We start from the raw sequence: 24,675 nt of genomic DNA, 5'->3' as shown, positions 1-24,675 counted from the left end.
CGCCCGTATGCCAGCGCCGTCTACGTTTTATGAGCTCGATAGCTTGTCTTGTACGCGTTGCGCAACATCGGCCGGTACCCAATTTGTCCAGATATCCGGATAGGTCTGCAAGAAATAGAGAGAGGCTTCTTCGAGTTCCAGGCCCTCATTTTCCATGTGCCCCAATGTGGCCGTCAGCTTTTCTTCGGGTACGTTGACCTTGGCGAGAAAGGCGGTCAGCTGCGGCGCGCGCTGCGCAAATTGGCTGTTGACCGCTGTCACGACGGGATACTCGGCCAGGCCTGTGGGTCGAGGGTTTTCGCATTTTGGGTCGGTGATGCATGCCAACGCTTTCTCATCCACCGGCGGCATTTTCAGTTTGACCAGGTCCAGCGAGCCGACGAGCGAGGTAGGTGTCCAGTAATAGAACACGATGTCCTTTTTGCGCTTATAGGCCGAGGTGATTGCGGCGCGCTGCGCGGCAGCGTTGCCGGGTGAGTACACCAGGTATTCGTCTTGCAGGTTGAAGGCCTTCAGCAGATTGGCATTGATGGTGCCGCAGGTCCAGCCCGCCGCGCAGCCGTAGATGCGTCCTTTACCGGGATCCTCATTGTCGATGAAGGTCTCATGCAGGCCTTTGAGATCGGTGGCGCTGCGCAATTGCGGAAATTTTTCGGCGGTATAACGAGGCACGTACCAGCCATCGGTCCCGGTAAAGACGGTGCCGACGGCTTTGATCTTGCCTGCCGCGATGGCTTCGTCCCAGGGCTCTTGCATCTGGGTGATCCAGATTTCGCTATTGATATCGACGTCACCGCGTTGTAGTGCGGCAAACATGGGCAAGGTGTCGCCCTGTTCGACTTGGGTCTGGCAGCCGTAGCCGTGTTCGACGATGTAGCGTTCGACGTTGACCAATATCTGATTCGATTCCCAATTCATCCCGCCGAATTTCATCGGTCTGTCGAGTTCGCAGGTGGGAGATTGTGCATGAGCATTGACGCTCATTACCGTCCCGATCGCGACGCTGACAGCGGCCAAAATGGGTTTGATGCGCAGATATTGAGTCATTAATCGATGTTCCCTGTCTTCCGTGGCAAAGGGGGCGATGGTAGCAGATGGCGATTTTTGGGCTGCGTTGTCCCGTTCTGCCTGACGCATCACTGTGACTGCTTCACCACGTCGATCAGCGCGCGCAGCGCGGGAGGCACGTGGCGGTTGCTAGGAAAATAGAGGAACAGTCCTGGTATGTCCGGGCACCAGTCCTCAAGCAAGGGGAGCAACCGCTTGGCGCCGAAATAGGGCGCGGCGTAAGGCTCCGGCACGAATGCAATGCCCAGGCCCTGCGCGGCCGCCTCCACCATGAGCTGGTTATTGTCCAGTGTCATCCCGCCCGGCACGTCGATGGCGAGTTCCTGGTCGTGCTTCTTGAATTCCCAGCGATATCGCTTGCCGCTGGGCAGGCGCTGGCGAATGCATTCGTGCGTCATCAGATCGTCGGGGGTGCGGGGCGCGGGATGCGACTTCAGGTACCCCGGGGCGGCGACGGGAAGAAAACGCAGCGACGGCCCCAGGCGAACCGCGACCATGTCCTTGGGCACCGCCTCGCCCAGGCGGATGCCGGCATCGAAGCCGCGCCCGACCACGTCAATCAACTGGCCTTCGACCGAGAGATCCAGTTCGACTTTCGGATAGCGTTCCCGCAGGCGCGGCACCGCGATCTGCAGCAGCATCCGGATGGCGCCTTCGCTGCCGTTGACACGGACTACGCCGCTGGGTTGGCCTGCGGCGGCGGCGGCTTCGCTCAACGCCGTGCTCAGGTCGCTCAGAATGGGCGACAGACGCGCCAACAGCCGTTCGCCGTCCTGCGTCAAAGAAACGCTGCGCGTGGTGCGGTTCAGCAGGCGCACCCCCAGGTTGCTTTCGAGACCTCGCATGGCATGGCTGAGAGCGGAGTGCGAGACGCCCAGCACGTCGGCCGCGCGGCGAAAGCTTTTATGCGAGGCCACCGCCATGAAGGCATGCAGATCGGAAATCGAAGGTGTCTTCATTGGTTCATTTTACTCATCTATTCATGCAATCAGTACGGTATTCCCTAACTAATCGAGGCTCCGTACCATGGTGTCCATGGCACTCAAACAAGGAACGAACATGAGCAAAACTTGGTTTATCACCGGCGCCTCGACAGGACTGGGCAGGCTGTTGACCGAACGCCTGTTGGCGCGCAAGGACCGCGTGGTGGCGACCGTGCGCCGCGACGGCGTACTGGACGAACTCCAATCCCTGCACGGCGAACGGCTTCTGGTCCTCAAACTGGAAATCACCGACGCCACGGAGATTCGTGAGCGCGTGGAGCAGGCGTTCAGCGCCATGGGCCGTATCGACGTGGTGGTCAGCAACGCGGCCTACGGATTGTTCGGCGCCGCCGAAGAGCTGAGCGACGCGCAGATCGACCGCCAGCTCGCGACCAACCTGATGGGCTCGATCCAGTTGATCCGCGCTGTGCTGCCGAAGCTGCGAGAGCAGGGTGGCGGGCGCATCGTGCAGGTGTCTTCCGAGGGCGGCCAGATCGCGTATCCGGGTTTCAGTCTCTATCACGCCACCAAATGGGGCATTGAGGGCTTCGTCGAAGCCGTGTCACAAGAGGTCGTGCCCTTCGGCATCGATTTCATCATCGTCCAGCCGGGCCCCACGCGCACGAACTTCAGCGCGGCGCTGGACAACGCGCCGATCATGGATTGCTACGCCGGGACGCCGGCCGACGAAGTCCGGCGATCGATCACGTCCGGCAGCTTTGCGGCGTTCGGGGACGCGGGCAAGACGGTCGACGCCATGGTCGACGCCATCGATGCCGAACATCCCCCGCTGCGGCTGGCCCTGGGCAGTTCGACCTACGACAAGGTGGGCAGCGCCCTGCAGCAACGACTGGAAACCTTGCAGTCGCAAAGGGCGGTCGCCTTGTCCGTCATGGAGTCAGCATGAGGCCGCGGCCGACCATGCGCCGCGTCGACAGGGGGAGCAGACGATGCCATTGATGAGAGCCTATTTCGCGGCGGCCATCGCGGCTGCTGCCATTACCGCGACGAGCGCGCAAGCCCAGTCCTCATCGCCCAACAAGGTGCAGGGCACCTGGCGGGTCGTGTCGGCGCAGATCGAGGAGGATGGCAAGACGCGTCCGGTCTACGGCGAGCAACCGCAAGGCATGCTGGTGTTCACTCCCGACATGCATTTCGTCGAAGTCCTCACCGATGGTTCGACGCCGCGATTCGCCTCCAGCGCGCGCGGTCAGGGCACCGATGCCGAGAACCGCGCCGCTATGGCGAGCAGTATCGGCTTTTTCGGCACCTATAGCGTAGACGAGCACGGAGAGTTCAGCGGCAATCGCGTCCTCGGCTCGACCTTTCCCAATTGGGTGGGAAGCACGCGCACGAGCAAGGAGCTCAGCCTCGTCGTGAAGGGCGACCGCATGTCCGAGCGTTTCCAGCGCCCCGAAGGGTCGCGGGTCACGATCGAATTCGAACGGGTGCGAAATCCCACGAATTAAAAGTCCTGTTGGCTTTTTCTACTTTGTCGGGACATGAAAATGATGGAAGATTCGGTTATGCGCTGACGGCAGTTTCCCCGCCGCCGGTTTGATTTGACCTTTGATCCGGACACTCATCATGAAAGCCATTGTGTATACCCAGCACGGTTTGCCGGCCAGCGATCCGAAATCCCTGTTCGAAATGGATTTGCCTCAGCCCACACCGGGCCCTCGTGATTTGCTGGTCAAGATTCGGGCGATTGCGGTCAACCCGGTCGATACCAAAGTACGTGCCGGCGCGCCGACCGACAAGCCGCGTATTCTGGGCTGGGATGCCGTAGGTGTAGTCGAAGCCATCGGGAGCGACGTGTCCCTGTTTCAGCCGGGTGACGAAGTCTATTACGCGGGCTCTATCGCGCGGCCTGGCTCGTACGCCGAATATGGCTTGGTTGACGAGCGTATCGCTGCCAAAAAGCCTCGCACGCTCGCGGACGACGCTGCGGCAGCACTGCCGCTGACCTCGTTGACAGCCTGGGAGCTATTGTTCGACCGGCTGGGTGTCGAGGAGGGCGGCGGTAACGGCGATGCGTTATTGATCGTGGGCGCAGCTGGCGGCGTTGGCTCGATATTGACGCAGCTTGCCGCGAAGTTGACCAAATTGCGGGTCATCGGCACCGCTTCGAGGCCAGAGACAAGCCAGTGGATCCGTGATCTGGGTGCGCATGATGTGATTGATCATACGCAGCCGCTGTTAGAGGGATTGCGAGCCATAGGCGTGCCTCAAGTACGCTACGTGGCCAGCCTGACGCACACGGGCAGCCATTATCCGCAATTGATCGAAGCCTTGGCGCCGCAAGGCAAGCTGGGCGTGATCGACGATCCAGAGACGCTGGACGTCATGCCGCTCAAACGCAAGGCCATTTCGTTTCACTGGGAACTGATGTTCACGCGCGCTTTGTTCGAAACCCCGGACATGGTGCGTCAACACGAGATCTTGACCAACGTGGCGAGGCTGATCGATGACGGCACATTGCGCACCACGCTCGGGGAGCATCTGGGCCAGATCAACGCAGAGAATCTGCGCCAGGCACATACGTTGATCGAGAGCGGCCGGTCTCGCGGAAAGATCGTGCTGGAGGGCTTCTGAACGCCCGGTTCAATCGGCTTGAGTCACGGCGGCTTTACTGACTTTCCCCATTGAACCGACAGTGCCATCAAGCCGGCGTCATCACCACCATGATCTCCGCATCGCGGGCACTCAATGACAGGTATATGTGGCCTTGTCCGCTATCGAAATAGGCAGACTCATGTTTGCTGAGCGTCAGGTTCTCACCCGACTCGAAACAGATACGGACTTTGCCAGACAAGACCACGATGAATTCCTGGCCCGCGTGTCGGATGAAGCCGTCAAAATCCTCAATGCGGCGAGCCATGATGCGCCCGTACATGGGCGTCATGGTGCGTTGGGGATAGTCGCCGGCGAGCAATCGATAGCTGTAGTTGCCCGTGTCGTAGTCCGGTGACTGAGTGGTCGAGGCCCGCGTTGGAACGGTGCCATGGTGTGCGTCCGGGTCAGACAGCAACTGAGAAATGTCGATGTTCAGCGCACGCGCAACGGCGGTGAATTTCTCGTAGCTGACGGAAACCTGGCCCAATTCCATCTTGGACAGGGTAGACAGGGCCACGCCGGAGACGGCGGACAATTGCTTCAGGGTCAGGGCACAGGCTTTGCGGGCGGCGCGCAACTGTTGACCCATGCGTACGCGCGCCGTATCCGGCGAAGAGGGGGCAGAGGGCTGAGTCAAGCGCGATACCTCGAAAATGTGCAACGCCGGCGGGGCGCGGCTGCTTGGGAGTGCAGACAGGATGATATGGGTGGCGCTACATGCTACGCAAAACTCGTTCCGCACCGTATAAGGTAACTACTGATTGACTGTAATTTTGTCACATAAGAGAATTCTCTTAAATGAGAATTATGGAAGCGCAGTCCCGCTATGAACGAATCTGATGTATTTGACTTTGCCGTGGTCGGTGGCGGAATCGCCGGGGCCTCGGTGGCGTATCGGTTATCCCGCCACGCCCGGGTGGTGGTGCTGGAGCGGGAGGAACAGCCTGGCTACCATTCCACCGGCCGTTCGGCCGCCATGTTCATGGAGGCCTACGGGACACCGCAGATTCAGGCATTGACGCGCGCCAGCCGGGCGTTTTACGAGCAGCCGCCCGAGGGGTTTGCCGAACATCCGATTCTGTCGTCCCGTGGGTGCCTATACCTGGGCAAGACCGGCCAGGAAGCATTGCTGCAACAGGTCTACGAAGAGACCGTCAAAGCCGCGCCCAATGTCAGCCTCCTCAGCGTCGATGACGCGATGTCCAGAGTGCCATGTTTACGCGCGGACCGTTTGATCGGCGCGATGTTCGAGCCCGAGGCGCAGGATCTGGATGTGCACGGATTGCACCAAGGATTCCTGAAGGCCATGCGTCAGCAGGGCGGAGTGCTGCGTTGCAAGGCCGAGGTGGCCTCTGCAGTGCGGGATGCGGGGCATTGGACCTTGACGCTGGCCGATGGGCAGACGGTACGTGCGGCGCACGTGGTCAATGCTGCGGGTGCGTGGGCGGATCACGTGGCGGCTCATTTCGGCGTGCAGCCTATCGGATTGGAGCCGCGCCGACGCACCGCATTTACCTTTGCCGGTCCGGAGGGCGTGGATTGTTCGCAGTGGCCTACGGTGTCGGATCTGGACGAGCAGTTTTATTTCAAACCGGATGCCGGACAGCTGCTGGGTTCACCGGCGAATGCCGACCCGGTGGCCGCCCACGACGTCATGCCCGAGGAACTGGACGTGGCGACAGGCATTTATCACATCGAAGAGGCCACCACTCTCACGATTCGACGCCCGCGTCATACATGGGCCGGGTTGCGTTCGTTTGTGCGTGATGGCGATCTGGTCGTCGGGTGGGATGATGCAATGCCCGGATTTTTCTGGTTGGCTGCGCAAGGCGGCTACGGGATTCAATCGGCCGCCGGGGTATCCGAGCTGGCGGCGGCGTTGTTGTTGAATCAGCCGGTACCCGATACGTTGTTGGCCCACGGCGTACAGGCCGCGGTCATTGCACCTGCGCGTCTGCGTTGATTCTTAAATAAGCCCGCCGATACGCGGCTGATCAAGCACAAGGGGAAACCATGAAGACCTTATCAACGATATGTGGCGCTTTGGCCATCGGCGTAGCGGCGATGGCTGCCACTCCACTCAGCGTGGCGGCCTATCCCGAGCGGCCCATTCAGTTGATCATTCCCTATTCGCCGGGGGGCGCTGGCGATGTGGCTGGCCGTATTCTGGCCAAGGCGATGAGCGACGCATTGAAGCAGACGGTCGTGGTGGAAAACAAGGCGGGAGCAGGCACGATTCTCGGCGCGCAGTTTGTCGCTAAAGCGAGTCCGGATGGCTATACGCTGCTGCTGAGTTCCGGGACGACATTCACCATCAATCCCGCGATTTATCCTTCGTTGCCTTATTCGCCCAAAGAGGATTTCGTGCCCTTGGGTGTTCTCGGGCGAACGGCCATGGCGATCGTGGCGAACCCGAAAACACCGTACTCCAATCTGGCTGATCTGGTGAGCGCTGCAAAGGCCAAGCCCGACAGTATCGCCTATGCGTCTTTCGGCATCGGGACAGTCTCGCATTTTGTGGCCGAGCAGTTTCAAGAGGCTGCGGGCATCAAGATGATGCATATCCCTTATAAGGGCAGCGCGCCTGGGATGACGGACTTGATTGGCGGCCAGGTTCCGGTGATGTTCGATACCGTGGTGGCTGCCATGCCGCAGGTAAAGGCGGGAAAAATCAAGGCACTGGCCGTGACAACGGCAAAGCGATCGAGCTTTTTGCCCGATGTGCCCACATTGGCGGAAAGCGGATATCCTGGGTTTAACGTGGATACGTGGATCGCCTTGTTTGCGCCGAAAGGCCTGCCCGAAGACGTGCAGCATACGTTGAGCCAGGCGATGGAAACCGCGCTGAAGGATCCCGCCACGCTGGATCAGTTGCGTACCGCTGGCGTTGAGGCCTCGTTCGAGTCCGCAGAGTCGCTGCGCAAGACCATTGCAGAAGAAACTCCGCGTTTTGCGGAAATTGCCAAGCGCGCCAATATTCAGGCGCAGTGAGTGCCGGTTATGCCATCGAATATTGTGACGCCTGAGTTTTTACAAACGCTGCGTAATGCCGAACCCGTGCTGTGGTTACGTCCCGGGCCTGGGGATTGTCGTGTGGACGCGCCCGCAGACACAGGATTGACGACGGATCAGATCGCGGCTGCGCAGGCACGGTTTGATCGATTTACGCCATTGCTGGCGGAGCTCTTTCCCGAGTTGCGCGACATCGGCGGGATGATCGAGTCGCCGTTGCTGCGTACGCCGAAAATGCAGGCGGCTTTGGGTTTGCCCGAGACGCAGGGGCGATTGTGGCTCAAGGCGGATCATGCGTTGCCAGTGGCTGGATCGATCAAGGCGCGCGGCGGCATTCACGAGGTTCTGGAATTTGCGGAGTCCGTGGCGTTGCGAGAGGGGCTGATTCAATCTGGCGACGATTACCGGAAATTGGCCACGCCCGCCGCGCGGGCATGCTTCGCACGTTATCAAGTTGCGGTGGGGTCCACTGGCAATCTGGGGCTGTCAATCGGCGTGATGGCGTCAGCGCTGGGTTTCCGTGCTGCAGTGCATATGTCTGCGGATGCGAAGGCCTGGAAAAAAGCCCGCCTGCGGGCACGTGGCGTCGAGGTCGTCGAGCATAGCGGCGATTACGAGCGCGCTGTTGCGGCGGGCCGGGCGCAGGTACAGGCCGATCCTCATGGCTATTTTGTCGATGATGAACGTTCGGCCTCGCTGTTTATGGGGTATGCCGCCGCGGCGCTGCATTTGCGTGCACAGCTCGATGCTGCACAGATTCGCGTGGATGCGCAGCATCCCTTATTTGTTTATCTGCCCTGCGGCGTGGGTGGTGCGCCTGGCGGGATTGCTTATGGTTTGCGGCAGGTGCTGGGTGAGCATGTGCATTGTTTTTTTGCCGAGCCCGTGCAATCGCCGTGTTTTCTGGTGCGCATGATGGCGGGCCATGGTCAGTTGCCCGGCCTGCCGGCAGCGCCTTCGGTGTATGACGTCGGCTTGCACAATCGTACCGAGGCTGATGGGTTGGCAGTACCGCGCGCCTCTGAACTGGCATATGGCGCGGTGGGGGGGATGTTGTCTGGAGTCTATACGGTGGCGGATCAGACCTTGTTTGACGACCTGATTCGTCTGCACGATACCGAAGGCATACGGATTGAACCTTCCGCGGCGGCGGGTTTCGCCGGTCCTCAGCATATCTGTCTGAGCAGTGCCGGCCAATCCTATCTAGCCGGACAAGGCTTGCTGGCGCAGATGCCGCAATCAACACATCTGGTATGGACCACCGGCGGGCTGTTTGTGCCCGACGAAGAATATGCGCGTTTCCTGAATCGCCGTTGATTCACTATCGGAGCAATGCATGAAAAAAGCTTTACTGGCGATGAGCCTCGCCATGTCCTGCATGGCAGTAGGAATGCCATCCGCCGTGGCGCAAGAGCCTTACCCCTCTCGTTCCATCACGCTGGTCGTGCCATTCCCGCCGGGCGGCTCTACCGATACGATGGGCCGCGTCATGGCCAAGGCCTTGGGCGATGTGCTGGGGCAGAGCGTCGTGGTGGAAAACAAGGGTGGCGCGGGCACGGTGATCGGCGCCAGCTATGCGGCCAAGGCCGCGCCGGATGGATATACCTTGTTGGTCAGTTCGGGCACGACGTTCACGGTCAATCCCGCGATTCGCACCAACATGCCCTACGATCCGGTCAAGAGTTTCGAGCCGTTGGGCATCGTGGGGCGTACAGGCCTGGTGCTATTGGCGAATCCCAAGGTGCCAGTGCATAACCTGAAAGAGTTCGTGGCGTATGTAAAAGACCCCGCGAACAAGCAGCCGCCTTATGGTTCGTACGGCACGGGGACCACGTCGCAGTTTGTCGGCGAGGCGTTTTTGGCCGAGGCCGGATTGCAGATGGCGCATATTCCCTATAAAGGCAGTGCGCCCGCGATGACGGATTTGATCGGCGGGCAGATCCCGTTTACGTTCGATACGGTGTCGGCTGCGATCCCGCAGGTCAAGCAGGGCACTGTGCGGGCGATTGCTTTGTCCAGTCCGAAACGTTCCAAGTTTTTTCCGGACCTTCCTACGTTTGTAGAACAGGGGTATGCTGGGCCCGAGATGGATACGTGGTTCATGGTGGTTGCGCCGCGTGGCTTGCCGGCAGCGGTCAAGACCAAATTGGAGGCGGCGCTGCAGACCGCGGTGTCGAACCCCGAGGTTCAGAAAAATCTGGAGGCCCAGGGGTTCGAACCGGACTACGGCAGTGCCGCGGACGGCGAGGCACTGATTCAAAAAGAATTGCCGATCATGCGCGACATTGCAGAGCGCGCTCATATCAAGCTTGATTAAGGTTCTCTCATGGCACTGGATGATTCCCTGGTTTCTCTTTCGGCCGTTACGCTGCGGCAAATGATCGGCGCGCGGCAGTTGTCGCCAGTCGAGTTGCTGGAGGCCTGCATCGCGCGTATCGAAGCGGTGAACCCGTACGTCAACGCGGTGACGGCCAAGGCCTATGCGCGTGCGCGCGAAGAGGCTCGCGCCGCCGAGCGCGCAGTGATGGCGGGGGACATGCTGGGCTTGTTGCATGGCTTGCCAATGGGGGTGAAAGACCTGGAGCCTACCGCGGGGTTGCTGACGACGTTTGGTTCGCCGATCTATCGGGATCATGTGCCAGAGCACGATGTCGAGCTGATCGCGCGTTTGCGCCGCGCGGGCGCGATCGTGACGGCCAAGACCAACGTGCCCGAGATGGGGGCGGGAGCGAACTCGCGCAACGTTGTATGGGGTGCGACGGGGAATCCATTCAATCCGAATCTGAATGCGGGTGGGTCCTCGGGCGGATCCGCTGCGGCGTTGGCATGCGATATGTTGCCGGTCTGCACAGGCTCGGACACGGGCGGATCGTTGCGTATTCCCGCTGCCAAGTGCGGTGTGGTGGGATTCCGTCCCTCACCTGGCGTGGTGCCCAGTGTGCGCAAGTTGCTGGGCTGGACGCCGATTTCAGTCGTGGGCCCGATGGGGCGCACCGTCGAAGAGGCTTGTCTGCAGATGGCAGCCTCGGCCGGGATGGATGCGGGCGATCCGTTGAGCTATCCTCTGGATCCGTTGTCGTTCCTGCGACCGGAGTCGGTCGACCTGGGCTCGTTGCGCGTGGCGTATACCGAGGATTTCGGCGTGTGCGCGGTGGATGATGGCATTCGTGCCACGTTCCGTACAAAGATCGCGGCGATGAAGCATTTGTTTGCGGCCTGCGATCCGATCGAGTTGGACCTCGGTGATGCTCATCGTTGTTTTGATGTGTTGCGCGCCGAGGCATTCGTGGCGGGGATGCGCGAGGCCTATGAGCGGGACCCCGCCAGCCTGGGGCCCAATCCTCGCGCGAATTATGAGATGGGCGCGGCGATGAGCCTGAAGGATAGCGCGTGGGCGCAAGCCGAACAGACACGTATCCTGAAGCGTTTCCAGGAGGTTTACGCCGACTACGATTTGATCCTGTCGCCGACCACGCCGGTGTCGCCGTTCCCGTGGACGAGCTTGTATGCGGATACGATCAACGGCGAAAAGCAGGAAAACTACTACCGTTGGCTGGCGCTGACGTACGTGGTGACCTTGACCACGCATCCTGCCTTGTCCTTGCCTTGCGGTCTGGACGGACATGGAATGCCGTTCGGTTTGCAGATCGTGGGGCCGTTCCGGGGCGATAGTGAGGTGCTGGGAGCGTCGTACGCGATGGAGCAGGCGTTCTCGCGCATCGAGGCGCTGCGCCGCCCGCGTCCGAATCTGGCGGCATTGCAGGTTGCCGAACCGGCGTTGACGTCGATTGTGACGGCGCCGCCCGTGTTGGATGGACAGGGGCAGGGCGGGGCTGTATCGGCGGTGTGATGGTTTTTTTTGGAAGGTGCAGGTCGAAGGTGTGGCCTGGTGGAGGCGGGACGGGTTCTTGAGACGTTTGCCGCGGCTGCCCAGCCGCGNCAAACTCATGCCCCGGAGGACTCGGATCACGATCCTGAGCTTGAGCTGCTGACGTCGACTTCCGGTTGTACCGACATGCCTACGCGCAGCAGGCTGGTGTTTTCTTGGTCAGGATCCAGCGCAATACGCACGGGCAAGCGTTGCACGATTTTCGTGAAGTTGCCCGTCGCGTTGTGAGGCGCGATGGCGGAATAGCTGACGCCGCTGGCGGGACCTACGCTTTGCACTTTGCCGGAAAATGTTTGTCCGGGCAGCGCGTCGACAGTCAGGGTGACAGGCTGGCCTGCGCGCATCTTTGCCAGCTGGGTTTCGCGGAAGTTGGCTTCTACGTAGATGTCCGCCAGCGGGACCACGGTGACGAGCGATTCGCCGACTTTTGCGAAATTGCCGACCCGGATGTTCTTGTGGCCGATCACGCCCGTGATCGGGGCCTTGATATGGGTATAGGACAGGTTGAGCTCGGCTTGTGCGACAGCCGCTTTGGCTTGTTCGACGGTGGCAGCGGCGCGTTGCAGATCGGCCTGCAAAATGGTCAGGCGTTCGGTTTCGGCTTGGTGAATGGCACGGTTTTTCTCGTGCTGGGCTTCTTGTACGCGCAGACGGGCCTGGGCCTGCTGGCGAGCTTGAATGGTGCCTGAACCATCTGCTGCGAGGTTGCTATAGCGGTTGAAATCGGCACGAGCCAGTTTGAGATTGGCTTGGTCGGCGTCTAACGTCGAGCTGGCTTGATGGATGACCGATTGCTGCACCGTGGCCTGCGCCTTTAATGCGTCGACGCTGGCTTGTGCGCTGGCGAGCGTGGCCTTGGCGCTGCGCACGGCTAATTCGTAATCACGATCGTCAATGCGAGCGAGTAACTGGCCGGCTTTGACGGTGTCGTTTTCTTCGGCCAGAACCTGGGTAACCAGCCCTGCGACCTGAGGGGCGACGGAGGTGATATCGGCCCGGATATAGGCATCGTCCGTCGATTGAGACGACGCGGCGGCTTCGGGACGGTTGATCAGGATGGCCGCGATGACGGCGGCGGCTATCAATACGCCGCCGGATACGGCTTTGGTTTTCTTGCTCAATGCCATGATGGTTCTCAGTGCTTTGAATCAGTGTTTCGAATGCATCGCCACTGTCGGCGAGGGGATGTATTGGAGGGCGAATACCAGCGGAATCAAGATGGCTGCGAAGACCGCCAGCGTCCAATAAGCGTCGGCGACGGACAGCACGGCAGCTTGGCCGGCGATCGCGGATGCCAAGTCAGCCGGTGCGGGAGTCTGCGCCCGCGCGGCGTGATCCAGCAGCATTTCGCTGTGAAAGCGCGTGCGCAGTTCGATCAGGCGGCTGATCACCGCGGAGCCTGCCAATGTCCCCAAGGCGCGCAGGAGATTGACCATGCCTGAGACATAGGGGCCTTCCATAGGTTGAACCACACTGGTCGACAGAAACAGCAGCGCCACGACCGCCAACGGTTGGCCGATGGCTTGCAGGCTCTGGGCCCAGATGAATTCCATCCACATCCATTCGGATGTCAGGTGTGCGCCTATCACGCAAGACAAGGATAGACATGCGAGCCCTAGCGCCATGACGGCACGGGCGTCTACCCATTTGCGGTATAGCAGCAGCGACACCGCGGGAGCGACAATGAGTTGGGGAAGCCCGATCATCAAGCCGATGGGAGCGCTTTGCTGCGCACGATAATTCCAGGCGTGGCCCAGGTGCAGTGAAGGCAGCAATGATCCGGACAGGAAGATGACCAACAAGGAAAAGAAAATCGTGAAGCCCAGTCCCAGGTTACGCCGGCCCAGCAATTGCAGTTTGATGAACGGTGCAGGATGGTGCCATTCCGTAAACAGGTAGTACGCCACCAGCAGTATGCCTACGACAAGGCAGGTGCTGATCAATGGGGAGGAGAACCATTCGAGTCGATTTCCCTGATCCAGACCGACGGCCACGAGCCCCAGGCCGAGGGCGCCGAAAATCAACCCGAACCAGTTCGCCTGACTAAAGCGCTCGGGTTTGGGCATGTCTTGCGGCACACCCCAGGCGACCAATAGGCCTGCAACCAGGCCTGCAGGGATGATCTGCCAATACACCATCCGCAGATCAAGCAATTGGTCGGTCCATAGTCCGGCCAACCATGTAGACACGTTGGGCGCAAAGGTCGCTGTCATCGAGTACAGCGCCAGTGCATACAACCGGATCGATGGCGGCAGGAATCTCAGTGCGGCCATCATCAACAAGGGGATCAGGGAACCGGCGGTCAACCCCTGCAGCGCGCGCAGGATCAACAACAAGCTCATGTCGTGCACGAACGGTAGTAAGCAGGCAATCGCGCTGCAGGTTCCCAGCATCATCAGATGAAAACGGCGCAAACTGAGCGTGATCGCAAACCAGCCCGCGATCGGCATGGCAAGCAGTTCGCCAGCGCTATAGACGGTGGTGATCCAGGATCCATCGTCCAGGCCAAAGCCGCTGGCGCCACGCAGATCGGCCAGGGCCAACGAACCTACCCGGTTATTGATGCCAGCGATCATGGCGGCCAGGAATATGCCGGTCAACCCAACAGCCAGGCGCGGGGTGAGTGTGTTGGCGTTATGGCTGGCCGCTGCGGGAATGTTGTTCGGAGACGGAGCGCCGGCGATTGACGGTGCGCTGGTCGATGCCGCCGCCGCAGCAATATTGCCTGAGGCTGGCGGCGCGGCAAGAGAGGCCGTGGTCGAGGTCATGATTGTGCCTTGGTCTCTGCCTGCGGTGCCCAGCCGCCACCTAGCGCTTTGTAGAGATAGACGATCGCCACGGCGCTACCCGTAGTCGCATTGCTGAGCTCCAATTCGCTCGCTAAAAGGTTGCGCTGAGCGGTCAGGACTGTGACGTAGTCTGTCGCCCCGGCACGATAGGCACTTTCTGCGGCGTCCAGCGCCTCTCGGCTTTCGGTCATGGCGCGCTGCAATGCGGTCTGCCGCTGTTGTTGCGCGACGAGAGCGTTGAAGGCATTGTCGACTTCGTGCCAGGCTTGCAGCACGGTTCGACGATAGCTAATGGCGGCCTCTTTCTGCTTCAGTTCGGTGAGCTCCAGCGTGCGTGTCAGGCGGCCGCCTTCGAAAATCGGCAAATGAATGGCTGGGCCGATAGAGAAATTCGTAGAGCTCCATAAGCCCAGGTCATCACGATCAAAAGCCTGAGTGCCAAAGCTGCCGATCAGGGATATACGGGGATAAAAGTCCGCCTTGGCCACGCCGATTGCAGCGGTGGCCGCGTGCAGATCAGCCTGGGCACGTTGGATGTCGGGACGGCGCAGGGCCAGTTCAGAGGGTAGTCCAACGGGCAGCTGTACAGCGGCGTTGGGCAGCGCGCGGGCTTGCTCCAATTGAGCATCCAGACTGCGAGGTGGTTCGCCGACCAGCAGCGCCAGCGCATTGAGCAGGACATTCTGCTCATCGCGCAATTGTGGAATCAACGCATCGACGGACGCCTGTTGAGACAGGGACGAGGCGACGTCAAAACGCGTTGCGACGCCATTTTTCTGGCGGCTCTGCGTCAGTCGGACAAGATGGGTTGCGATATCCTGGTTTTGCAGCGCGATAGCCAGGCGTGTCTGCACGCCGCGCAGCGCGAGGTATTGCCGGGCGATTTCCGCGGACAAGGAGACTTGTACGCCGCGTTCTTCATAGACCGAGGCCTCGAGCGAGGCGAGGGACTGCTCGCGTTGCCGGCGCAATCTGCCCCAGATATCGATTTCCCAACTGGCATCAAAACCTGCCTGCCACAGATCGGTCGCAGCCGTAGGAGCCCCGAGGGCGACCATCGGCCCGTTTTCACTCAGCGCCTGGCGCGTCACGCCGGCGTCCAGCCCGATGCGCGGAAACAGGCTGGACATGATGATGCCAGAGCGCGCGCGGCTCTGCTGTACGCGCAGCGCGGCAGTTTGTATGTCGAGGTTACCTTCCCAAGCTCGGGCGATCAGGCTGTCCAACACCGGATCGTTCAGCAAGTGCCACCAGTCTCGGGGTACGGGGTCCGCCGATAGTGTTTGTCGAGCGTGCCCCGCTTTAGGCTGGAGCTGCATGCCGTCAAGCGCCGCGTGCGGTGCCTGGAAATCCGGGCCGACGGCGCAGCCGGCAAGCAACGCCAAGGCCAGAATTGGCGCTGCCCGGCTGCCGAAGTAGGTGACGATAGACATGGGATAAGCCGTACGAAAACTTTGCGGATTGAACTAAACCTCTCGGTACAGTATGGTATTCTTTGTCGAGAGACAGGTCAATCATTTTTTAAACCGAACGGTACACATACGCAGATGAAAAAGGCCGATCACCAATCTGAATCCGCTGCGGGCCAGTCGAGGAACGCGGGGGCTGCACGAGGAACAAACGGCGCACAGCCTGGCCCTGGCAGCGGTTTCAAGTCCTCGGAATCGTCTCCGTGTCCAACGGGCAAGGCATTGGCGGTGCTTGATGCTGCGCGCGATGTTTTTTTGACGCACGGTTTTTCTGCGGCGACGACGGACATGATTCAGCAGGCCGCGGGTGTGTCCAAAGCCACGGTTTATGCGCACTACCCTACCAAAGAGGCCTTGTTTGCTGCGGTGATCGAACGGCAATGCGCCATGCATATGGACGCGCTCAGAGCCGGGCGGTCGATGTCGGGAGGTATCCGGGCGGTGTTGGCCGACCTGGCAAACGCATACCTGGATTTTGGATTGGCGCCGTCGGGCCTGGCTCTGTTCCGCGTGGCGGCAGCGGAAGCGATCCGCTTTCCAGAGCTGGCGCGCACTTTTTACGAGAAAGGCCCCAAGGTCTATTGCACGATCGTGGCCGAACATCTAGAGCGGGCGGTGCAAGCCAAAGAGTTGGATCTAGGCGCAATGACTGCCAAAGAGGCCTCTGCGGTCTTTTTCAGCCTGGTCCGTGGACACATTCAACTGCAAAGCTTGTTGTTGTCCGATCGCCCGCCGACAGCGGCCCAGCGCAAGCGCTGGGCCAATTTGGCGTTGGAGACTTTCTTTAAGGCGTTTGGTCCGCGTTAGCCACGGTCGATGACGCGTCCGCGCTGCCACCCAGCACTTTGTAGAGCGTGACGCGGTTGATGGCCTCGTTCAATTGTCGCAATAATATGGCAGTTTCCGTGCAAAGAATTGCCCATTTTGGAATGGGAGCGCATTGTGCAAGAGCAAACTGAATCTGGTGAAGGCCCCGTTTGGGGTGGAATGGTGTTTCGGGCGCTGCGGCCGGAGGACCTGGCGCAGGCATGGGGGTTGTCGCAAGCCGCCCGGTGGCCGCACCGGCTGGAGGATTGGCAATTCATCTATCCGCTGGGTAGTGGCGTAGCGGTGCTCGACGGCGATCAGCTGATTGGCGTCGCCATGCATTGGGATTTTGGGTCATACGCTACGTTGGGGATGATTATTGTTTCTGAGGCGTATCGGGGGCGAGGTATTGCAAGCCAATTGGTGGCGCGCATATTGAATACCTTGTCGGCGCCTGCAGCGCTGTTGCATGCGACGCCGCATGGCGCAGGCGTGTACGCCCGGCATGGTTTTCAACCGGTGGGGCAGATCAGCCAGCATCAGGGCGTGGCGATCGACAAGCAGCTTGAGACGCTACCGGCGGGTTGGTCTCTACGTCCTGCGATACGTGATGATCTGGATGCCCTGGCCGAATTGGACCGGCGGGCATCGGGGCTGTCGCGCCGCCCGCTAATGCAAGCATTGCTCGATCAAGGGCAGGGCGTGGTACTGCAAGAGCATGACGAAATGATCGGGTTTTCGATGTTGCGTCCATTTGGGCGTGGCGAATTGATCGGGCCTGTCGTCGCCGTTGATGAAAAGGCAGCGCGTGTATTGATCGCGCATTGGCTAGCTGTCTGCGCGGGCCGATTCGTACGCATTGATATTCCACCTGAGATGGGTATTGCCAGCTGGCTGGCCACGGCGGGGTTGATGCGGGTCGATACAGGCACACGGATGGTCTGCGGTGCGCCTGCCGCGGGCGATGGGAAGTTTCATGCTTATGCCTTGGCGGCACAGGCATTGGGTTAGGCAAGTGTTGAAGATATATGGCGAGGCAGTTTGGGGGGGCTTCGGTGTCGGCGACGTTAGCGTGCTTATGGACGTCGAGCCGAGGCAATCGGGCCGTGAGGGCGCCTCAAAGCCGAGTGGAGCGGATGTCGAAGGGAGCGCGAAGGCGCGGACGAGACGAGCGAACACGGTGTCCGGCGCCCGCGCGCCGGACCGGCTTTGTGAAGCCCTCACGGCCCGATTGCCTCGGCTCGACTCGCAGTAACTCAAGCTCATGACATCGCTGGCACGGTTGTTTTGCTTGGCATTTTTNTGCNGCCGTGTTGGCAAAGAGGAAGATCTTGCAGGGCTGCCATTTTCGGGTGCCCTGCACCCCCGAAAATGGCGATCGGTCCGGGCATGGGGCGGGGTGGCGCGGTGCCAGTTTGGAAGACCTGCTTGGCGATAGTTGATGCATGCGGTGATGATGCATAGAGCGTGCGGATGATATGTAAGTCGTAATGCGAAAGATCTCTTGCTTGTCATTGACCAGGCTGGGTGCCTCCGCGAGGCTGCTCAGGGCGAATCTCTCAGTAATCGCCGGCGGGTCGCTACGGTCTGGTAGCACTCGCAAAAAGTCTTGGCCAACAGGCTGAGCGGATTTCCCGACGGGTACACGAGATATGTTGAGAACACGATATCCGGCGCAAACGGTTTGATCGCAATATTCAAGGACCGAAAGCTGTCGGCGACATCGGGATTGGCGATGCTGACGCCTAGATTCAGATCCACCATATGGCAGATCGCGGCGGCAAAATGCGATTCGTAGGATAGGCGCCGCTGATCGCCTGCCGCGGCGAACACGGCGTCGATCACCTTGCGCATGGCGTCGTTCGGTGACAGCGAGAGAAATCGTTCGCCCGCCAGGTCTTTGGGGGTCAGCGGGCGGCGTTTCGTGGCCAGGGGATGCTTGGTCGATACGATGCAGACGCCCAGCGATTTGCTGGCCACGTGATGGCCGATGCCCGGGTTGCTGAAAATATCGGACGCGACGCCGATGTCGCTATAACCTGCAGCGGTCCATTGGCAGACCGTGATGGAGTCCGCCACATGCAACGATACCGTGACGTCGGGGAATTTTTCCGCGAACAGCCGGATGGCCTCGGGTACGGTCACCAGGGCAGGAGACGGCACGGCCGAGATGCGCAAATGTCCTGTCCCGCGCGTACGCAATGTCGCCGCAGATCGCTCCAGGCTGCGCAGGCCTGCGAACGTCAATTCGACATCACGAAAGAAAACCTCGCCTTCCCGTGTGGGGATGAGTTTGCCCGCGATGCGTTCAAACAAGCGCAGACCGATGCGGCTTTCCAATTGGGCGATGACCCGGCTGACGTTGGGCTGGGTCGTGTTTAGGTCTTTGGCCGCCTGGGTCATGGACCGCGTCAGCATGACGGCTCTGAATGTTTCGATCTGGCGGAAATTCAGCATGGAAAGGGTCATATCATTTTTGCATGACATCTGATGATAATTCAATTAGTCATATGGGATGCGAATCCCTACCATGGGCACATTGATGCAGCTGATCGGGGGGCTGCTCGAATCTGACCCCCAATTTTGAGGAGTGCCCAATGAGCCTTCGGATAGGCGTGGATATCGGTGGATCCTTTGCGGATTTCGCCGTGTTGGATGAGTCGACGCGGACCATCCAGACCTTGAAAGTATTTTCCCGCCCCGACGCGCCAGGCAGCGAGGTGTTGGCCGGTATCGAGCAACTGAAGGCGCGGTATGCCATTGATCCTGCGCAGGTGTCGTATTTCACACATGGCACGACCGTGGGCGTGAATGCCGTGGTGCAGCGCCGCGGATTGAAGCTGGCGCTGATTACGACGCGCAATTTCGAGGACGTGCTTGATATCGGCCGCCTGAAGATCCCGGACATGTACCACCTGATGTCCAAACGCCCCGTGCCGTTGATTTCCCGTGACCGGGTGTTCGGGGTCGACGAGCGGATGGCCGCAGACGGACGCGTGGTGTCGCCCGTCGATGAGGCCAGCGTGTTGGCTGTGGCAGAATCCTTGCGCGAGGCGGGCTGCGAAGGGATCGTGATTTCCCTATTGCATGCTTATCGTAATCCTGCCCACGAAATCGAGGTCAAGGCGATCTTGCAGCGTGCGTTGCCGGGTATGTTTGTGTCGTGCTCGCACGAAGTCTGGCCGATCATCCGGGAATACGAGCGTACCTTGACAGCGGTCATCGGCGGTTATGTGCAGCCGCGCGTGTCGCATTATCTGGAGAGCTTGCAGGGGGCATTGCGCGAGAGCGGTGTTCCTGTCGACCTGAAAGTGACGAAGTCCAATGGCGGCGTCATGAGTGCGGAGCACGGCAAAGCGAACTGCGTCCAGATGATTCTATCCGGCACGGCCTCTGGGGTGATTGGCGCAGCGTATATCGCCAAGTTGTGCAATATCCCCAACTGCATGAGCCTGGATATCGGCGGGACTACCGCTGATATCGCGTTGATCGTGGATGGCAAACCGCAGTTCGCGACGGGCGAATACATCGGCGATTTTCAGATTCATATTCCTTCGGTTTCCGTATCGTCTGTGGGCGATGGCGGCGGCTCCATTGCCTGGGTCGACGATCTGGGCGTGTTGAAGGTGGGGCCGCAAAGTGCAGGCTCGACCCCGGGGCCCGTGTGCTATGGCAAGGGCGGGACTCAGCCCACCATCACGGACGCGTTTGCCGTGATGGGTGTGATCGGCTCGCAGCAGTTGGGCTACAACGCCGTCAAAGTCGATGTCGATGCCGCGCGTCGGGCAATTGCGCCATTGGCCGAGCGTTTGGGAACGGACGTGCTGCGCACTGCCGAAGCCATCGTCAACGTGTCCGTATCGAGCATGTATGCTGGAGTCAGCCGAGTGATCTCGCGGTTCGGTATCGACCCGCGGGTGTTCAACCTGATGCCTTTTGGCGGTGCGGGCCCGATGCTGGCCTGCTATCTCGCAAAGGCGCTCAAGGTACAGAAACTGCTGGTGCCTACGACGCCGGGAGTGCTGAGCGCTCTGGGCGGGTTGATTGCCGATGTGAAGAACGACTTCGTTCAGACCACGTATTGCGATCTGAATGCGGGGACGCTGCCTGGTCTGGCGACTGCGGTCCAGGCACTGGAGACGCGGGCGCGCGAATGGCTCGTCGCCGAGGTCGGCAGCGATAGCGGCGCCGAGATCGATGTCTCTGCGGATATGCGATACCGCGGCCAGTCGTTCGAGATCGATACGCCTATTCAGCGCGCATGGCTGGAGCAAGGCCGGATCGATGAATTGAGCCATGCCTTTCATCAAGAGCATGAACGTCTGTACGGGCATGGTGATGCGAGCGCCGACGTTCAGATCGTCGCGATACGCCTGGTGATTACGTATAGAACTCCCAAGCCGGAATTGCGCCATATCGCCAAAGGCTCGGGAACGCCGACAACCGAGTCCACGTTGCAAGTCTGGATGGAAGGCGAGTATCGGGATGTGCCGCTTTATCGGCGGGACAAATTGCTCGCCGGACAGACGTTCAGCGGGCCGGCGATCGTGGCGCAGGACGATTGCACAACATGCGTGCTGCCCGGCTTTGACGCGCAGGTGGATGTCTACGGGAATCTCGAGCTTACAGCGCTTGAACTGAATCGGGCGAGGATCAAATGAATTTCGATAAAACGGTACTGCAGATTTTTGCCAACTACTGCGTTGCGGCTGCTGAGAGCATGGCGCATACCTTGATGCGTACGGCTCATTCGGCATTTGTGAAGGAAACGGAGGACTTTTCCTGCACGATCATGAATCTGGCAGGGCAGACGTTTGCGTCACCGAAGACATTGGGAGCCACCTGGTACCCAGGATTGGATTTTGGCAGCGTGATCCAGATGATTGACAGCTACGAGCCGGGCGATATCTGCATGACGAACGATGCCTACAGTGGCTTCGTCGCGACGCATACGCCCGACATCATGATGTGGAAGCCCGTGTATTACCAGGGCAAGATTGTATGCTTTGTTGGGGGGCATATTCATAATACCGATATGGGAGGCGCTGTTCCTGCCTCGTTGTCGCGTACCCTGACCGAGGTGCAGCAAGAAGGCATCCGTTTTCCGCCGACCAAGATCGTGCGCCGTGGCGAACTCAATAATGAGTTGATGCGCATGATGGAAATCAACGTGCGTTCGCCCGAGCAGAACCGCGGTGACTTGCAGGCGCAGATCGCCATGCTGATGACCGGCGAGCGGCGCATTCTCGAGATCATCGAGCGATTCGGACTGGAGACGTTCCAGGATGGCGTAGAGGCCATGCTGGATTATTCCGAGGAGCAGGCGCGCGCCATCGTGCGGTCCATGCCGGACGGCGAATACTTCTTTGCAGAATATGCCGACGAAGATTCGTTGAACGGCAAGCCTTTGCGCGTTGCGATTACGCTGCGTATCCGGGATGGCAGTCTGGAGTTCGATTTTTCGGGTAGCGACCCTCAGTTGAATTCATCGCTGAATATGCCCACCGGCGGCAAAGAGCGTCATGTGTTGGCCTTGGTGGGCCTGAACTACGTACTGTATTCCTTGAATCCGGACATCTTGCTCAATGCGGGGATGTTGCGCGTCGCCCGATGCATTTTGCCGGAGGGGTCGGTAGTCAATCCTTTGCCGCCAGCCGCTGTAGGAATGCGCAGTTTGACATGCAAGGTCGTGCAATACGCCACGATGGGTGTGTTTTCCCAGGTTGTGCCAGATCGCTTGCCTGCGTCTCCGGCTGGTGGCATGAGCATCGTGAACGTCAAGACCACGGATCGCTCGGGTAAGAACATCATTGCTGCTATCGGGCCTGTAGGCGGTGGTGCGGGCGGAGACCCGTGGAGCGATGGAGTCGATGCGTCGGGCGCGATTGTAGCGTTCTTGCGTAATACGCCGGTAGAGATCAATGAGACCGAGGTGCCGATCCGGATTACTCGCTATGGCATGGTCCCCGATAGCGGCGGGCCTGGAAAATATCGCGGAGGACTGGGTACCTCGATGGAGTTTCAGGTCTTTACGCCCAACTCGGCGGTCACGGCACGCAACCGCGATCGCTCGCGCTTTGCGTCCTGGGGAGTGCTAGGGGGTAAGGCCGGTACGGTGTCGAAATTCACACGCAATCCTGGCACGCCGCACGAAGAGGATCTGGGCGTCAACGATTTTATTCAATGCCAACCCGGTGATGTGATTCGATTGGATGGCTGCGGAGGCGGCGGCTATGGCTCGCCCTTTGAGCGGGATCCTCAGCAAGTGCTGCACGATGTGCGTTGCGGTTATGTGTCGGTCGGTAACGCCCGTCAGCAGTACGGCGTGGTGATCGACGGTGACGAAGTTCGCCGGGACGAAACCAAAGCGCTGCGCGCTCAGCTATCTGCCGATCAGGCTCCGAACGGCGCGCACTATGACTACGGCGATGGCAGAACGGCGTTCGAATCGGTATGGACACCGGCCCGATATGCGAAGCTGACTCAGCATCTGGCAGGTGTGGCGCCGATCTGGCGGCATTTTCTCAAGATAAAGATCTTTGACGCGGTGGACCAGCGAGTGCGGCAAGACGCCAGCGACACACGGCCTGAACTGATCGACGAGATATTCGAGCAGATGCAGAGGGCCTATCCCCAATTGCAAGCCGCAGACGCGTGATGTCTGAGCGACCAAGAACTCTATCAGGCAGCCATTGTCATGCAACAACTGAAGCAAGCGCTCTTGCGCGTGGATACGGCTCAGTCGCCACCGCCATCGGCAGATGTCGTGGTGATCGGAGCGGGAGCGGCGGGGATCGCGACGGCCTATGAACTGACGCGATTGGGCGCCAGCGTCGCAGTGATCGAGAAGGGATGGGTCGCGGCGGAACAAAGCAGTAGAAATTGGGGCTGGTGCCGCACACTCGGGCGGGATATCCGCGAGTTGGAGATGGCAAAGCTCAGTGTGGATCTGTGGCGTCATCTGAAATCCGACATCGGTGCGGATGTGGGATTTCGCGAGACCGGCGTAGTGTTCGTGACCGATAACCCCAAGGAACTGCAAACCTGGGAACGATGGCATGGCGCGGCGTCCGCGCGCGGTGTTCCGTCCAAGATGTTGAGCGCGCGCGAAGCCAACGCTACGCATGCGTGGGGAAAGTCCGCCTGGATCGGAGGGATACTCACCGAGCGGGATGGCTATGCCGAGCCGTCTCGGGCGATTCCGTTGTTAGCCAAGCATACGCAGGAGCAGGGCGCAAAAATCGTTCAGCAGTGCGCCGTAAATGAGTTGCTGATCGAGGGCGGCCGTATTGCGGGCGTCCAGACAGAAAAGGGCATCGTGCGAGCGAAGCAAGTGGTCTTGGCTGGCGGTGCATGGTCCTCCATGTTTTGCAGGAAGCATCGGCTGCGGCTGCCGATCCTGCAGGTACATTCGTCGGCATCGAAGAGCCTGCAGTTCGACACCGGCGGCCGCTCGCCCGCCCGTGCGACGCAGTTCTCATTTCGTGATCGGGAGGATGGCGGTCTGACTCTGGCCAAGAGCGGACGCGGCACCATGCACGTGGTGCCCGATCTGCTGCGTTACGGGATGACGTTCCGGTCGCTGTATCAAGCCAGAAAGGCGAACGTCAATGTTTCTCTGGGGCGCAAATTCTTTGCCCAGCTCTGGGATGAGTTTCGCTATTTCTATTTGAACCAGTCGCCTTATACCCGCCACCGGATTCTCGATCCGAAGCCCGATATGAATCTGGTCAGAAGTGCTTATGAGGACGCGGCGGCTTTGTTTTCAGGCATGGGACCGAATCTGATTGATAAGGCCTGGGGGGGAATGATCGACAACACGCCGGATGGCATTCCCATCATTTCAGAGGTTTCGCGTTTGCCTGGCTTGTTTCTATGTACCGGCTTTAGCGGCCATGGCTTCAGCTCGTCATTGGGAGCGGGGCGAAGTCTGGCGCAATGGATGGTACATGGGCGTGCCGAGATAGCGTTGGATGATTTTTCGTATGAGCGCTTGATAGACGGACGGCGCTTGCAACCCAGCATTCTGTATTGAATGACCG

General features: G+C 60.0%; 20 protein-coding genes. 13 read left to right on the top strand and 7 right to left on the bottom strand.

The window, feature by feature from the left end:
• Positions 1–27 precede the first annotated feature (27 nt).
• On the bottom strand, positions 28–1,047 hold the full coding sequence (locus tag ACNA0I_RS19570) for an ABC transporter substrate-binding protein (RefSeq protein WP_415807707.1): 1,020 nt from the start codon (positions 1,045–1,047) through the stop codon (positions 28–30).
• An 89-nt stretch (positions 1,048–1,136) separates the two neighbouring features.
• Positions 1,137–2,027: a LysR family transcriptional regulator gene (locus tag ACNA0I_RS19565; RefSeq protein WP_415807706.1), complete on the bottom strand. Its 891-nt coding sequence runs from the start codon at positions 2,025–2,027 to the stop codon at positions 1,137–1,139.
• 100 nt (positions 2,028–2,127) lie between these two features.
• On the opposite strand from ACNA0I_RS19565, the gene ACNA0I_RS19560 reads away from it, so the two are divergent.
• The 3 genes from ACNA0I_RS19560 to ACNA0I_RS19550 all read left to right on the top strand — a co-directional run bounded on the left by ACNA0I_RS19560 (position 2,128) and on the right by ACNA0I_RS19550 (position 4,646).
• Positions 2,128–2,958, top strand: a complete 831-nt coding sequence (locus ACNA0I_RS19560; RefSeq protein WP_415807705.1) for an SDR family oxidoreductase — start codon at positions 2,128–2,130, stop codon at positions 2,956–2,958.
• A gap of 43 nt (positions 2,959–3,001) precedes the next feature.
• On the top strand, positions 3,002–3,520 hold the full coding sequence (locus ACNA0I_RS19555) for a lipocalin-like domain-containing protein (RefSeq protein WP_415807704.1): 519 nt from the start codon (positions 3,002–3,004) through the stop codon (positions 3,518–3,520).
• A gap of 118 nt (positions 3,521–3,638) precedes the next feature.
• The gene (locus tag ACNA0I_RS19550; RefSeq protein ID WP_415807703.1) at positions 3,639–4,646 is read left to right on the top strand and encodes a zinc-binding alcohol dehydrogenase family protein; all 1,008 of its coding nucleotides are present in this window, start codon (positions 3,639–3,641) and stop codon (positions 4,644–4,646) included.
• 67 nt (positions 4,647–4,713) lie between these two features.
• Here ACNA0I_RS19550 and ACNA0I_RS19545 read toward each other — a convergent pair whose 3' ends face one another.
• Positions 4,714–5,304: a helix-turn-helix domain-containing protein gene (locus tag ACNA0I_RS19545; protein ID WP_415807702.1), complete on the bottom strand. Its 591-nt coding sequence runs from the start codon at positions 5,302–5,304 to the stop codon at positions 4,714–4,716.
• A gap of 189 nt (positions 5,305–5,493) precedes the next feature.
• Between ACNA0I_RS19545 and ACNA0I_RS19540 the strand changes: the two genes are divergently transcribed.
• From ACNA0I_RS19540 to ACNA0I_RS19520, 5 genes are read left to right on the top strand one after another with little or no spacing between them, the layout of a single operon-like run.
• The gene (locus ACNA0I_RS19540; protein ID WP_415807701.1) at positions 5,494–6,630 is read left to right on the top strand and encodes an NAD(P)/FAD-dependent oxidoreductase; all 1,137 of its coding nucleotides are present in this window, start codon (positions 5,494–5,496) and stop codon (positions 6,628–6,630) included.
• Positions 6,631–6,680: 50 nt separating this feature from the next.
• Complete coding sequence (locus ACNA0I_RS19535) at positions 6,681–7,658, top strand: Bug family tripartite tricarboxylate transporter substrate binding protein (RefSeq protein ID WP_415807700.1); 978 nt, start codon at positions 6,681–6,683, stop codon at positions 7,656–7,658.
• 9 nt (positions 7,659–7,667) lie between these two features.
• Positions 7,668–8,996: a D-serine ammonia-lyase gene (locus ACNA0I_RS19530; RefSeq protein ID WP_415807699.1), complete on the top strand. Its 1,329-nt coding sequence runs from the start codon at positions 7,668–7,670 to the stop codon at positions 8,994–8,996.
• A 19-nt stretch (positions 8,997–9,015) separates the two neighbouring features.
• Positions 9,016–9,996, top strand: a complete 981-nt coding sequence (locus tag ACNA0I_RS19525; RefSeq protein ID WP_415807698.1) for a Bug family tripartite tricarboxylate transporter substrate binding protein — start codon at positions 9,016–9,018, stop codon at positions 9,994–9,996.
• A 9-nt stretch (positions 9,997–10,005) separates the two neighbouring features.
• Positions 10,006–11,529 (top strand): amidase, encoded by a 1,524-nt coding sequence (locus tag ACNA0I_RS19520; RefSeq protein WP_415807697.1) that lies wholly within the window; start codon positions 10,006–10,008, stop codon positions 11,527–11,529.
• A 116-nt stretch (positions 11,530–11,645) separates the two neighbouring features.
• On the opposite strand, the gene ACNA0I_RS19515 is transcribed toward ACNA0I_RS19520, so the two are convergent.
• Genes ACNA0I_RS19515 through ACNA0I_RS19505 form a run of 3 tightly spaced genes read right to left on the bottom strand, consistent with a single transcriptional unit; the run spans position 11,646 to position 15,790 of the window.
• Positions 11,646–12,695, bottom strand: a complete 1,050-nt coding sequence (locus ACNA0I_RS19515; protein WP_415807696.1) for an HlyD family secretion protein — start codon at positions 12,693–12,695, stop codon at positions 11,646–11,648.
• A 21-nt stretch (positions 12,696–12,716) separates the two neighbouring features.
• On the bottom strand, positions 12,717–14,336 hold the full coding sequence (locus ACNA0I_RS19510) for an MFS transporter (protein WP_415807695.1): 1,620 nt from the start codon (positions 14,334–14,336) through the stop codon (positions 12,717–12,719).
• Positions 14,333–15,790: an efflux transporter outer membrane subunit gene (locus ACNA0I_RS19505; RefSeq protein WP_415807694.1), complete on the bottom strand. Its 1,458-nt coding sequence runs from the start codon at positions 15,788–15,790 to the stop codon at positions 14,333–14,335. Before ACNA0I_RS19505 ends, ACNA0I_RS19510 begins: the two co-directional genes overlap by 4 nt.
• 264 nt (positions 15,791–16,054) lie before the next feature.
• Here ACNA0I_RS19505 and ACNA0I_RS19500 point away from each other — a divergent pair, with 264 nt between their 5' ends.
• Entirely contained in the window at positions 16,055–16,633 is a 579-nt protein-coding gene (locus ACNA0I_RS19500) for a TetR/AcrR family transcriptional regulator (RefSeq protein WP_415807728.1), read from the top strand.
• Between the two features lie 135 nt (positions 16,634–16,768).
• A complete protein-coding gene (locus ACNA0I_RS19495; RefSeq protein ID WP_415807693.1) occupies positions 16,769–17,644 on the top strand; it encodes a GNAT family N-acetyltransferase in 876 nt (291 codons plus the stop codon).
• A 534-nt stretch (positions 17,645–18,178) separates the two neighbouring features.
• On the opposite strand, the gene ACNA0I_RS19490 is transcribed toward ACNA0I_RS19495, so the two are convergent.
• A complete protein-coding gene (locus tag ACNA0I_RS19490) occupies positions 18,179–19,090 on the bottom strand; it encodes a LysR substrate-binding domain-containing protein (protein WP_415807727.1) in 912 nt (303 codons plus the stop codon).
• 140 nt (positions 19,091–19,230) lie between these two features.
• On the opposite strand from ACNA0I_RS19490, the gene ACNA0I_RS19485 reads away from it, so the two are divergent.
• The 3 genes from ACNA0I_RS19485 to ACNA0I_RS19475 are packed head-to-tail and all read left to right on the top strand — an operon-like array spanning position 19,231 to position 24,668.
• A complete protein-coding gene (locus ACNA0I_RS19485) occupies positions 19,231–21,294 on the top strand; it encodes a hydantoinase/oxoprolinase family protein (protein ID WP_415807692.1) in 2,064 nt (687 codons plus the stop codon).
• Positions 21,291–23,291, top strand: coding sequence for a hydantoinase B/oxoprolinase family protein (locus tag ACNA0I_RS19480; protein WP_415807691.1), 2,001 nt, complete (start codon positions 21,291–21,293; stop codon positions 23,289–23,291). Before ACNA0I_RS19485 ends, ACNA0I_RS19480 begins: the two co-directional genes overlap by 4 nt.
• 39 nt (positions 23,292–23,330) lie before the next feature.
• Positions 23,331–24,668, top strand: coding sequence for an NAD(P)/FAD-dependent oxidoreductase (locus ACNA0I_RS19475; protein ID WP_415807690.1), 1,338 nt, complete (start codon positions 23,331–23,333; stop codon positions 24,666–24,668).
• Positions 24,669–24,675 lie beyond the last annotated feature (7 nt).

The sequence above is a fragment of the Bordetella muralis genome, assembly GCF_965139205.1.
Taxonomy (GTDB): Bacteria; Pseudomonadota; Gammaproteobacteria; order Burkholderiales; family Burkholderiaceae_B; genus Bordetella_A; species Bordetella_A muralis.
This window is presented reverse-complemented; position numbering and strand designations above follow the sequence as displayed.